The 11,989-nt window shown below is 73.5% G+C and carries 11 protein-coding genes; 9 read left to right on the top strand and 2 right to left on the bottom strand.

The genetic code is table 11. The features are described 5' to 3' along the window. Positions 1-128: 128 nt before the first annotated feature. Positions 129-992, bottom strand: a complete 864-nt coding sequence (locus tag QFZ71_RS12375) for a hypothetical protein (RefSeq protein ID WP_307668292.1) — start codon at positions 990-992, stop codon at positions 129-131. Positions 993-1,053: 61 nt separating this feature from the next. On the opposite strand from QFZ71_RS12375, the gene QFZ71_RS12370 reads away from it, so the two are divergent. From QFZ71_RS12370 to ilvD, 4 genes are all read left to right on the top strand, one after another. Continuing rightward, positions 1,054-2,004, top strand: a complete 951-nt coding sequence (locus QFZ71_RS12370; RefSeq protein ID WP_307668291.1) for a Ppx/GppA phosphatase family protein — start codon at positions 1,054-1,056, stop codon at positions 2,002-2,004. A 271-nt stretch (positions 2,005-2,275) separates the two neighbouring features. Then, positions 2,276-3,130 (top strand): sugar phosphate isomerase/epimerase, encoded by an 855-nt coding sequence (locus QFZ71_RS12365; RefSeq protein WP_307671432.1) that lies wholly within the window; start codon positions 2,276-2,278, stop codon positions 3,128-3,130. Continuing rightward, a complete protein-coding gene (locus QFZ71_RS12360; RefSeq protein WP_307668290.1) occupies positions 3,127-3,843 on the top strand; it encodes a TetR family transcriptional regulator in 717 nt (238 codons plus the stop codon). Before QFZ71_RS12365 ends, QFZ71_RS12360 begins: the two co-directional genes overlap by 4 nt. A 210-nt stretch (positions 3,844-4,053) precedes the next feature. Beyond that, the gene (gene ilvD / locus QFZ71_RS12355; RefSeq protein WP_307668289.1) at positions 4,054-5,904 is read left to right on the top strand and encodes a dihydroxy-acid dehydratase; all 1,851 of its coding nucleotides are present in this window, start codon (positions 4,054-4,056) and stop codon (positions 5,902-5,904) included. 52 nt (positions 5,905-5,956) lie between these two features. Here the strand turns inward: ilvD and QFZ71_RS12350 are convergent, their stop codons facing one another. Continuing rightward, positions 5,957-8,122, bottom strand: coding sequence for a PQQ-binding-like beta-propeller repeat protein (locus QFZ71_RS12350; protein WP_307668288.1), 2,166 nt, complete (start codon positions 8,120-8,122; stop codon positions 5,957-5,959). Between the two features lie 132 nt (positions 8,123-8,254). On the opposite strand from QFZ71_RS12350, the gene QFZ71_RS12345 reads away from it, so the two are divergent. The 5 genes from QFZ71_RS12345 to proC all read left to right on the top strand — a co-directional run bounded on the left by QFZ71_RS12345 (position 8,255) and on the right by proC (position 11,764). After that, complete coding sequence (locus QFZ71_RS12345) at positions 8,255-8,578, top strand: SH3 domain-containing protein (protein WP_307668287.1); 324 nt, start codon at positions 8,255-8,257, stop codon at positions 8,576-8,578. Positions 8,579-8,698: 120 nt separating this feature from the next. Next, positions 8,699-9,241 carry a hypothetical protein gene (locus QFZ71_RS12340; protein WP_307668286.1) on the top strand — a complete coding sequence of 181 codons (543 nt, stop codon included), beginning with the start codon at positions 8,699-8,701 and terminating at the stop codon, positions 9,239-9,241. A 117-nt stretch (positions 9,242-9,358) separates the two neighbouring features. Continuing rightward, positions 9,359-10,156, top strand: a complete 798-nt coding sequence (locus QFZ71_RS12335; protein ID WP_307668285.1) for an ABC transporter ATP-binding protein — start codon at positions 9,359-9,361, stop codon at positions 10,154-10,156. Further along, complete coding sequence (locus QFZ71_RS12330; RefSeq protein ID WP_307668284.1) at positions 10,153-10,875, top strand: ABC transporter permease; 723 nt, start codon at positions 10,153-10,155, stop codon at positions 10,873-10,875. Before QFZ71_RS12335 ends, QFZ71_RS12330 begins: the two co-directional genes overlap by 4 nt. Before the next feature lie 79 nt (positions 10,876-10,954). Next, the gene (gene proC, locus QFZ71_RS12325; protein WP_307668283.1) at positions 10,955-11,764 is read left to right on the top strand and encodes a pyrroline-5-carboxylate reductase; all 810 of its coding nucleotides are present in this window, start codon (positions 10,955-10,957) and stop codon (positions 11,762-11,764) included. Positions 11,765-11,989 lie beyond the last annotated feature (225 nt).

Raw genomic sequence — 11,989 nt, 5'->3', positions numbered from 1 at the left:
GCCCCGACACCCGTGGTCGGCGCGCCGTCACCCCCTCGGCCCGGGCGGGCCGGGGCGCCCCTCCTGAAGACCTCGAAGCCCCTGAAGCCGCTGAGGACTCCAAACCCCTGAAGACTCCGCAGGGTCTGTCAGCGCTTCTTCGCCTGCGCGGGAAGCGGCGGGTCCGCCGGGTGCGGGGCCATCGGCAGCAGGGCCGACAGCCGCTCCTCGCACAGCTCGACCAGCCGGTCGTACCCCTTCTTGCCCATCAGCTCGATCAGCTCCGGGCGGTAGGAGACGTACACCGGCTCACCCGCTCCGTGCGCCGAGGTCGCCGAGGTGCACCACCAGTGCAGGTCGTGGCCGCCCGGCCCCCAGCCCCGGCGGTCGTACTCCCCGATCGTCACCTGGAGGACGCGGGTGTCGTCCGGCCGGTCGATCCAGTCGTACGTCCGCCGTACCGGCAGCTGCCAGCACACGTCCGGCTTGGTCTCCAGCGGCTCCTTGCCCTCCCGCAGCGCCAGGATGTGCAGCGAGCAGCCGGCCCCGGCGGGGAACCCCGGCCGGTTCTGGAAGATGCAGGAGCCCTCCCACCGGCGCGTCTGGCGTTCGCCGTCGTCGTCGACGCCGACCCAGCCCGTCTCCGTGCCGACGTCGTGGAACTGCCACAGCTCGGGGGTGAGCCGGGCCACGTGCCCCGCGACCCGCTTCTCGTCGTCCTCGTCGGAGAAGTGCGCGCCCAGCGTGCAGCAGCCGTCGTCCGCGCGGCCCGCCTGGATGCCCTGGCAGCCGCTGCCGAAGACGCAGGTCCACCGGGAGGTCAGCCAGGTCAGGTCGCAGCGGAAGACCTGTTCGTCGTCGGCCGGGTCGGGGAATTCCACCCAGGCCCGCGCGAAGTCGACGCCCTTCTCGTCGGAGGGGTCCGGTCCGTTCGCCTCCGGTCGTGGCGCCTGCTTGTTCGACTTCTGCTTCTTCGTGGCTTTGTCCGGCTTAGCCTTTTTCGTCTTTGGCACGCGCCCAGCGTAAGTCCGACCGGCGCACGGAAGACCCCCGGCGGCGCAGTAGCGTTCCCGTATGAGACTCGGAGTCCTCGATGTCGGATCGAACACGGTCCACCTGCTGATGGTCGACGCCCATCCCGGCGCCCGCCCGCTGCCCGCGCACTCGCACAAGGCCGAGCTGCGGCTCGCCGAACTCCTCGACGAGGACGGTGCGATCGGCCCGCTCGGCGTGGACCGGCTGGTGGCGACCGTCACCGAGGCGGTCCAGGCGGCCGAGGACAAGGGGTGCGAGGAGGTCCTGCCGTTCGCCACCTCCGCCGTGCGCGAGGCGACCAACGCGGACCAGGTGCTGGAGCGCGTACGGATCGAGACCGGCGTCGGCCTCGCCGTCCTCAGCGGGGAGGAGGAGGCCCGGCTGACCTTCCTGGCCGCCCGCCGCTGGTTCGGCTGGTCGGCGGGGAAACTGCTGGTCCTGGACATCGGCGGCGGCTCCCTGGAGATCGCGGTCGGCATCGACGAGGAACCCGACATCGCCGTCTCCCTGCCGCTGGGCGCGGGCCGCCTCACCGGGGCCTGGCTGCCGGACGACCCGGCACAGCCCGAGCAGGTCAGGGCGTTGCGCCGGCATGTGCGGGCCAGCATCGCGCGGACCGTGGGGGAGTTCAGCCGGTCCGGCCGCCCCGACCACGTCGTCGCCACCTCCAAGACCTTCAAGCAGCTCGCCCGCATAGCCGGGGCCGCCCGTTCCGCCGATGGCCTGTACGTCCAGCGCTCGCTGAGCCGCAAGGCGCTGGAGGAGTGGGTGCCGAAGCTCGCGGCGATGACCGTCGAGGAGCGCGGCCGGCTCCCCGGCGTCTCCGAGGGCCGGGCCGCCCAACTGCTCGCCGGAGCCCTGGTGGCCGAGGGGGCGATGGACCTCTTCGGCGTCGAGGAGCTGGAGATCTGCCCCTGGGCCCTGCGCGAAGGCGTCATCCTGCGCCGCCTCGACCACCTCCCGACGGAACGCCCCGCGCTGCCGGGGTGACCGGCGTACGGCACGGGGGCGGGCGGGAACGTTCCGTCCCCGTGCCGCGGTGACCGGGCCACGGCCGGGAGACGAACAGCCGGACCGTTTCTCCCCGCGCCGCCCGGAGCGCTGTCGACCGAAAAGGCGGCGGGGCACCGGAGCGGGCCGCCGCGACATTCCGCCCCACCCGTGTGACGTACGGTGACCGCCCCATGGCCCTGATCACTTTCCGCCAGGAGCCCTCGGTCCCGCGCACGGCTGCCCGTACCCTGTCCAGGTGGCAGAACCAGTGGTGCGCGTCCCCGATGCGAAGGTCGCCCTGTCTACGGCCTCGGTCTACCCCGAGTCCACCGCGACGGCCTTCGAGATCGCCGCGCGCCTCGGGTACGACGGCGTCGAGGTCATGGTCTGGACCGACCCCGTCAGCCAGGACATCGAGGCCCTGCGCCGCCTCTCCGACTACCACCGGGTGCCGATCCTCGCGGTGCACGCCCCCTGCCTCCTGATCACCCAGCGCGTCTGGTCCACCGACCCCTGGGTCAAGCTCCAGCGGGCGAAGGCCGCCGCCGAGAAGCTCGGCGCCTCCACCGTCGTGGTGCACCCGCCGTTCCGGTGGCAGCGCACCTACGCCCGCGACTTCGTGAACGGGATCTGGCGGATGGCCGGCGAGACCGACGTCCGGTTCGCCGTCGAGAACATGTACCCGTGGCGCTACCGGGACCGCGAGATGCTCGCGTACGCCCCCGACTGGGACGTCACCAACGACGACTACCGGCACTTCACGGTCGACCTCTCGCACACCGCGACCGCCCGCACCGAGGCGCTCGCCATGGTGGACCGGATGGGCGACCGGCTCGCCCACGTCCACCTCGCGGACGGCAAGGGCTCGGCCAAGGACGAGCACCTGGTGCCCGGCCGGGGCGACCAGCCGTGCGCGGAGCTGCTGGAGCGGCTGGCCCGGACGGGCTTCGACGGACACGTCGTCATCGAGGTCAACACGCGCCGCGCCATGTCCTCCGCCGAACGCGAGGCCGACCTCGCCGAGGCGCTGGCCTTCACCCGCCTCCACCTGGCCGCCTCCGCCTGCGCCGGCCCGTCTTCCGACCCGTCTTCCGGCCCGTCCTCCGACCTCCGCCGCCCGTGACCGGGGACGCCGGCGCCCGGCCCGGGGACGAGGGGGCCCGGCCGCCGAACGGGACCGGGAAGGCGGGCTCCGGTAGCGCCGGTTCCGGGAAGGCCGGTTCCGGGGACGCCCCCGCCCCGCGCCGCCGGGGCCGTCCCTCCCGCAAGGCCGCGGCCGAAGGCCCCGACGCCCGTACGCGCATCCTGGAGGCGGCCCGTACGGAGTTCGCCGAGCGCGGCTACGACAAGACGTCGATCCGGGGCATCGCCAAGGCCGCCGGGGTCGACGCGGCCCTCGTCCACCACTACTTCGGCACCAAGGACGAGGTCTTCGCCGCCGCCGTCGAGGTGAGCTTCGAGCCCGCCCTGGTCCTCCCTGCCGTACTGGGCGGCCCGCCGGAGGGGCTGGGGGAGCGGCTGGCCGCCTTCTTCCTCTCCGTGTGGGAGGACCCCGCCACCCGTACGCCCCTGCTGGCGATCCTGCGGTCCGCGGTCACCCACGAGGCGGCGGCGAACGTTCTGCGCGACTTCGTGCTGCGGCGGCTGCTGGAGCGGATCGCGGCCGAGCTGGACGTGCCGGACCCGACCCTCCGCGCCGAGCTGGCCGCCTCGCAGATGCTCGGCATCGTGATGCTGCGGTACGTGGTCCGCGCCGAACCGCTCGCCTCGGCGGCCCCGGCGGACATCGTCGCGATGGTGGCGCCCACGCTCCAGCGATACTTGGGCGAGCGCTGAGGGACGGCCGCCGCCCCCGGCCCGCCGCCCCACTGCCCGGCCGGCCGGCACGGTCCGCCGTCGCCCTCCGGTACGGCCGGGTGACCACCCACCGACCCCCATGTCCCGCATTCCGGACAGTCTGTCCAGATCTTGGATTCGGGGCGTACGCTCGAAGGCAGCCTTTCTTCACTGTCGTAGGCAGTCCCCCTGCCGAAGGAGCGAGCGACGATGCCGCAGCTGAGGTCCCGCACGGTCACCCACGGACGCAACATGGCGGGCGCGCGCGCCCTTATGCGCGCGTCGGGCGTAGCGAGCGCGGACATCGGCAAGCCGATCATCGCCGTCGCCAACTCCTTCACCGAGTTCGTCCCCGGCCACACCCACCTCGCCCCGGTCGGCCGGATCGTCTCCGAGGCGATCTCCGCGGCGGGCGCGGTCCCGCGCGAGTTCAACACCATCGCCGTGGACGACGGCATCGCCATGGGCCACGGCGGCATGCTCTACAGTCTGCCCTCCCGCGACCTGATCGCCGACTCCGTGGAGTACATGGTCGAGGCGCACTGCGCCGACGCCCTGATCTGCATCTCCAACTGCGACAAGATCACCCCGGGCATGCTGATGGCCGCCATGCGCCTCAACATCCCGACCGTCTTCGTCTCCGGCGGGCCGATGGAGGCCGGCAAGGCCACCCTGGTCGACGGCACGGTTCGCAAGCTCGACCTGGTCAACGCGATCAGCGACGCGGTCGACGAGACCGTCTCCGACGAGGACATCCTCCGCATCGAGGAGAACGCCTGCCCCACCTGCGGCAGCTGTTCCGGCATGTTCACCGCCAACTCGATGAACTGCCTGACCGAGGTCCTCGGCCTCTCCCTCCCCGGCAACGGCTCGGTCCTCGCCACCCACACCGCCCGCCGGGCGCTGTACGAGGCCGCCGGCCGCACGGTCGTCGAGATCACCGAGCGGTACTACGAGCAGGACGACGCGACGGTCCTGCCGCGCTCCATCGGCACCCGCGCCGCGTTCGACAACGCGATGGCGCTGGACATCGCCATGGGCGGCTCGACCAACACGATCCTGCACCTGCTGGCCGCCGCCCAGGAGGCGGAGCTGGCGTACGACCTCGACGACATCAACGAGGTCTCGCGCCGCGTCCCCTGCCTCTCCAAGGTCGCCCCCAACGTCGCCCCCGGCGGCACGTACTACATGGAGGACGTCCACCGCGCCGGCGGCATCCCCGCCCTCCTCGGCGAACTGCACCGCGGCGGCCTGCTCAACGAGGACGTCCACTCGGTGCACTCCGACACCCTCGCCGAGTGGCTGAAGAACTGGGACGTCCGCGGCGGCTCCCCGTCGCCCGAGGCCGTCGAGCTGTGGCACGCCGCCCCCGGCTGCGTCCGCTCCGCGACCGCCTTCTCGCAGTCCGAGCGGTGGGACACCCTCGACCTGGACGCGGCGGGCGGCTGCATCCGCGACGTCGAGCACGCGTACTCGAAGGACGGCGGCCTCGCCGTCCTCAAGGGCAACCTCGCCGAGGACGGCTGCGTCGTGAAGACGGCCGGCGTCGACGAGTCGATCTGGACCTTCGAGGGCCCGGCCGTCGTCTGCGAATCGCAGGACGAGGCCGTCGACAAGATCCTCCGCAAGGAGATCCAGCCGGGCGACGTCGTCGTCATCCGCTACGAGGGCCCGCGCGGCGGCCCCGGCATGCAGGAGATGCTCTACCCCACCTCCTTCCTCAAGGGCCGGGGCCTGGGCAAGGTCTGCGCGCTGGTCACCGACGGCCGCTTCTCCGGCGGCACCTCGGGCCTCTCCATCGGCCACGCCTCGCCCGAGGCGGCCTCCGGCGGCACCATCGCGCTCGTCGAGGACGGCGACCGGATCCGCATCGACATCCCGAACCGCTCCATCGAGCTGCTCGTCGACGACGCCGAACTGGCCACCCGCCGCGCGGCGTTGAACGGCGTGTACGCGCCGAAGAACCGGGACCGCAAGGTCTCGGCCGCGCTGCGCGCCTACGCGGCGATGGCGACGAGCGCCGACCGGGGCGCGGTCCGCGACGTCACCAAGCTGGGCTGAGCCCACGGGGTACGGGACCCCGGACCGGCAGCGCGCGGACCCGGGCGGCCTTTCACCAGGCCCCCGGGTCCGCCCCGTCCAGGGCGAAGACCGAGCCGTCCGGCGCGCTGCCCACCACCAGCCGCCCCGCCGTCACCGGCGCGGGCAGGTCGGAGGCGTGGGCGAGCTTCCCGCCGCTCAGCCGGGCCCGTGTCTGCCCCACCAGCGTGCCCCGCTCCGTGTCGACGGCCAGCAGCCGCCCGTCGGCGGCGGAGAAGTACAGCCGGCCGCCCTCCCCGAGCACCGGGGCGGACGCCCGCCCGACCCCCGTCTCCAGCCGCCACACCTCCGCCTCCGCACCGCCGGCCGCGGTGTCGACGGCGAGCAGCGAACCGCCCCGCGCCAGCAGGTACGCCACCTCCCCGGCCATCACCACCTGTGGCCCGTCCAGGGCGAAGGGCAGCGCGACCCGGCCGGACGTGCCGGTCGCCGGGGCGTACCGGACCAGCTCCCCGGTGTCCGAGTTCTCGTCCATCGCGGTCAGCACCAGTTCCCCGGCCCCGGCCGTGGCGACCGGGGTGAGCACCCCCTCCAGCTGCCGCCGCCAGGCGGCCCGGCCGCTCGCGGCGTCCACCGCCGTGACCAGGGTCGAGGCGCCGGACGCCGTGTGCTCGAAGGCGTAGGCGAGCCCGGACTCCCGGTCGTACAGCGCGAAATCGGGCCGCACGTGCCCCGCCAGCGGCTTCTTCCAGCGGGTCGCCCCGCTCGCCCCGTCCAGCGCCGTCACCGCACCGTCGTCCGCGACGGACAGCAGGGTGTCGCCCGCCGGGAACACCGCCCCCGGCCGCGAGGACAGCACGGTGTCCCGTACGGCGGTCCCCTTCACCGGGTCGAGGGCGCGCAGCCTCCCGTCCCGCCCGGCGGACAGCACGACCGGGCCCGACACGACCGGAGCCCGGACCTCCGGCGACGAGGAGGAGGGGGCCGACCACAGCACGCGCCCGTCCGCCGGATCGATCCTGACCGTGCCGGTCCCGGCCACCGAGCAGTACAGCGCCCGCGAACCGGCGGCCGTGCACACGGGCGTGCCGCCCCCGCCCCCGGTCCGCAGCGCGGTACGCCACGGGGTGACCGCGGCCTCGCCGGCCCCGCCCGCGCCCGGCCGGCCCTCCGCCTCCGGGCGGACCGGTTCCGCTCCGCCGCCCCACACCGCGTACGCCCCCGCTCCGGCGCTCGCCACCAGCAGCAGGAGCGCCGCCGCCACGATCAGCCGGACGCGCGGCAACCGGCGGCGGGACGCGGGCGCGGAGCGCACATGCGTGTCCTCCTCCGAACCGTCCCGCTCCCCGCCCGGCACCGCCGCGACCACCCCCGGCCGCCGCCGCTGCGCCGGTACGAACGCCTCCGCCTCGTACGAGGGGGGAAGCAGCGCCCCCATCACCTCGTCCGGCGTCGGCCGGTCCGCCGGGTCCTTCGCCAGGCACCGGGCGACCAGCGGGGCCAGCTCCCCGGGCACTCCGCCCAGATCCGGCTGGTCGTGCACCACCTGGTACGCCACGATGTACGGGCTGTCCGAGTCGAACGGGCCCCGGCCCGTCGCCGCGTGGACGATCACCGCCCCCAGCGCGAACACGTCGGCCGGCGGCCCGACCTCGCGCGGCCGCTGGAACTGCTCGGGGGCCATGTAGGGCGGCGAGCCGATGAGCTTCCCGGTCTCGGTGCGCAGATCGCTGTCGTACGGGCGGGAGATCCCGAAGTCGATGACCTTCGGGCCCCCGTCGGTCAGCAGCACGTTGCTCGGCTTGAGGTCGCGGTGGATCACGCCCGCCCGGTGGATGTCCCGCAGCGCCTCGGCCAGCCCGGCGGTCAGCCGGCGCAGCGCGGCGGGGGACAGCGGGCCGTTCCGCTTCACCTGCTCGGAGAGCGTCGGGCCGGGCACGTAGAGGGTGGCCATCCAGGGCCGGTCGGCCTCCGGATCGGCGTCCACCACGGGAGCGGTGAACGCCCCGCTGACCCGCCGCGCGGCCGCGACCTCCTGCCGGAACCGCGCCCTGAACTCGGCATCGGCCGCGTACGGCGCGTGCACCACCTTCACCGCGAGCTGCATCCCCGAGGCCGAGCGCGCCAGATGCACGACCCCCATGCCGCCCGAGCCGAGACGGGCTTCGAGACGGTAGGCGCCGGCGTACTGCGGAAACTCCGCTTCCGGATGCGTTCCGGACTCTCGCAGCGGCGGCATCCGCCCACCCCCGTGTGTTCGTGCGCATGCGACGCACGGAGCCTAATGGATGGTGCGTCCGGGAAGCACGGGGCTTGCTAGCCTGCGCGTCGTACGCGTCGGCGTACGCGATTCTCAACGGGGGACACACACATGAGCGTTGAAGAGAACACGTCCGAACCGGCCGCGGCGGAAGCGGCCGTGGCCATGGCGGAGGACGGCACGACCGGCACCCGCTACCCGATCGCGCCGGGCTACCGGGTCAACGTCCGTACCGGCCCCGGCACCAGCTACCGCATCGTCAGGACCATGCCGTACGGGCAGAAGATCCCGATCTACTGCCAGAAGCCGGGTGAGTGGGTCACCGGCCCGTACGGCACGTCGAACCTCTGGGACAACATCGCCAACGGCCAGTTCGTCGCGGACGCCTACGTCAACACGGGGCGCGACGGCTACGTCGCGCCGCGCTGCGACTGACGGCTCCGCCCGCCCCGGGACATCCGGGGCCGGGGGGCGTTCCGGCGGGCCTCGGCCGGGTCCGCGACGCCGGACGCGACCTCGATCCGCCGGACGCCTCCCGCGGGGATAATCGACCCCGTGAGCGAGAACAGCGCAGCCCCCGGCACCCCGCCTGCCGGAGGAACACCCTCCGGCGGCGCCCCCACCCCCTCCGGCCCGCAACCCGAGCCGATCCGCTTCTTCGGCACGACCTGGGTCGACCACGACGGCGGTTACGGGCTGCGCCGCGCCGGGGTCAGCGCCGGTTCGCTGGCCGCGGCCGTGGCCGCCTGCTTCGTCCTGCGCTTCGCCTACGAGGGGCTGGAGATCGCGGACGTCGGCGGATTCGTGGGCGTGCTGGTCATCGCGATGTTCTCCATCTGCAGCGCCATCGCCTTCCGCAAGACCTGGGAGGGGTTCGGCGCCCGGCCGAAGGATCCGTCCCGCGAGGACGCCCTGCGCGGACTGAAGTCGATCGGGTTCATCGGCTCCCTGCTCGCCTACTTCGTCCGCTCGCTCACCGAGGCCCCGGGCGAGAAGCTGCGCCGCGCCGAGTACGAGACGGCCCGCGCCCGGTTCGAGAAGCGCCGCTCGACCCGTACGGGGAATCCGGCGGCCCGCAGACGCCCGAAGCGCCGCTGACCCCACCGCGCCCCCTCTCCCCTCACCAGCCCGCCGGCACCGCGCCGGCGGGCTGAGCCGTTTCCCGGACCTCTCCACCCCTTGACGCGCGGGCTCACCACGAGAAGAATTCATCACATGATGAATTACGAACGGGCGCTTCCGCCCCCTCCGCCCCCCGATCCGGCGATCGAGGCACGCGGCCTCACCGTCGTCCGGGGCGACCGCACCGTCCTGCACGCCCTCGACCTCACCGTCCGCCCCGGCCGCATCACCGGCCTCCTCGGCCCCTCGGGCTGCGGAAAGACGACGCTCATGCGCGCGGTGGTCGGCACCCAGGCCAAGGTCACCGGCACCCTCGACGTCCTGGGCCGACCCGCCGGGGACCCGGCCCTGCGCCCCCGCGTCGGCTACGTCACCCAGGCGCCCTCCGTCTACACCGACCTCACCGTCCGCCAGAACCTCGAATACTTCGCCGCCGTCCTGCGCCCCGGCCGCGCCCACCGGGACGCCCGCCGTGCCGCCGTCGCCCGCGCCATCGGGGACGTCGACCTCACGAGCCGCGCCGATGCCCGCGCCGGCGCGCTCTCCGGCGGCCAGCGCAGCCGCGTCTCCCTGGCGGTCGCCCTCCTCTTCACCCCGGACCTGCTGGTCCTGGACGAACCGACCGTCGGGCTCGACCCCGTACTCCGCCGGGACCTCTGGGACCTCTTCCACCGCCTGGCCGCCGACCGGGGCACCGCGCTGCTCATCTCCTCGCACGTCATGGACGAGGCCGAACGCTGCCACCGCCTCCTCCTCATGCGGGAGGGCCGCATCCTCGCCGAGGGCACCCCCGAAGCCCTGCGCCGCCGCACCGGTACGGAGAGCGTCGAGGACGCGTTCCTCCACCTGGTCGACGACGCCGCACACCGCACCGAGGAGGCCCCCCGATGACCGCCACCGCCGGCCGTGTCCTGCGCCAGCTGACCCACGACCCCCGCACGATCGCGCTCCTGGTGCTCGTCCCGGTCCTGCTGATCACCCTGCTCCGGTACGTCTTCGACGGCGCGGCCGGGACCTTCGACTCCACCGGGGCCTCCCTCCTCGGGATCTTCCCGCTGATCACGATGTTCCTGGTGACCTCGATCGCCACCCTGCGCGAGAGGACCTCGGGCACCCTCGAACGCCTTCTGTCCCTGCCGCTCGGCAAGGGCGGCCTGATCGGGGGGTACGCCCTCGCGTTCGGCGCGGTCGCCGTGGTCCAGTCGGCCTTCGCCACGGCGGTCTCCCTCTGGCTGCTGGGCCTGGACGTCGCCGGCTCGCCCTGGCTGCTGCTCCTGGTCGCCCTTCTCGACGCCCTGCTCGGTACCGCGCTGGGCCTGTTCGTCTCCGCGTTCGCCGCCTCCGAGTTCCAGGCGGTCCAGTTCATGCCGGCGGTGATCTTCCCCCAGCTCCTGCTGTGCGGCCTGTTCACCCCGCGGGCGGCGATGCACCCGGTCCTGGAGGCGATCTCGGACGTCCTGCCCATGTCGTACGCCGTCGACGGCATGAACCAGGTCCTCCACCACACCGGGATCACCGGCGACTTCGTCCGCGACATCGCCGTGGTCGCGGGCAGTGCCCTCCTCGTCCTCTGCCTCGGCGCGATCACCCTCCGCCGCCGGACACCGTGAACACCCCGGTGCGAGGATGACGGGGAAGCAGCACGGTCCGGCCCAGAGCACAGCCCAGTACCGCCCGGAGGGTGAACGCATGACCCAGACAGTCGCAGTCCTCGGCACCGGCAAGATCGGCGAGGCCCTGCTCAGCGGGATGATCCGGGCCGGCTGGCGACCGGCCCACCTCCTGGTGACCACCCGCCGCGACGACCGGGCCCGCGAACTGCACACGCGGTACGGGGTCGAGTCCGTCACCAACGCGGAGGCGGCCAGGAACGCCGACGTCCTCATCCTGGCGGTCAAGCCGCAGGACATGGGCAAGCTCCTGGACGAGCTCGCCCCGCACATCACCGCCGACCGGCTGGTCATCAGCGCCGCCGCCGGCATCACCACCACGTTCATCGAGGACCGGCTCACCGCCGGTACCCCGGTCGTCCGGGTCATGCCGAACACCCCGGTCCTCGTCGACGAGGGCATGTCCGTCATCTCCGCCGGCAGCCACGCCACCGGCGCGCATCTCGCCACCGCGGAGGAGATCTTCGGCGGCGTCGGCAAGACGCTGCGGGTTCCGGAGTCCCAGCAGGACGCGGCCACCGCGCTCTCCGGCTCCGGCCCCGCCTACTTCTACTTCCTGGTCGAGGCCATGACCGACGCGGGCATCCTGCTCGGGCTGCCCCGCGCCCAGGCCCACGACCTCATCGTCCAGGCCGCCATCGGCGCGGCCGTCATGCTCCGGGACAGCGGCGAGCACCCGGTCAAACTCCGCGAGGCCGTCACCAGCCCGGCCGGCACGACGATCAGCGCCATCCGCGAACTGGAGAACCACGGCGTGCGCGCGGCGCTCATCGCAGCCCTGGAGGCGGCCCGCGACCGCAGCCGCGAACTGGCCTCCGGCAACGGCTGACGTCACGCTCAGCCCGCCGCCGACCCCCGGCCACCCGCGCCCCCGGCCGGGGGTTGACACACCCCGGACACATCCGTAGTGTGCTCCGAGTTGTCCGACGTGAGCGCCGACCCCGGTCGGTCCCCGGACAACCATTCCGCGGTAACCACGACAGACACACGACTTCGGGTCGTATGCCTTTTCGTGCGCCCGCGCGAATTGAGGAATCCGCGTTCGAAGGAACGC

The sequence above is a fragment of the Streptomyces sp. V2I9 genome, from assembly GCF_030817475.1.
Classification (GTDB): Bacteria; Actinomycetota; Actinomycetes; order Streptomycetales; family Streptomycetaceae; genus Streptomyces.
This window is presented reverse-complemented; position numbering and strand designations above follow the sequence as displayed.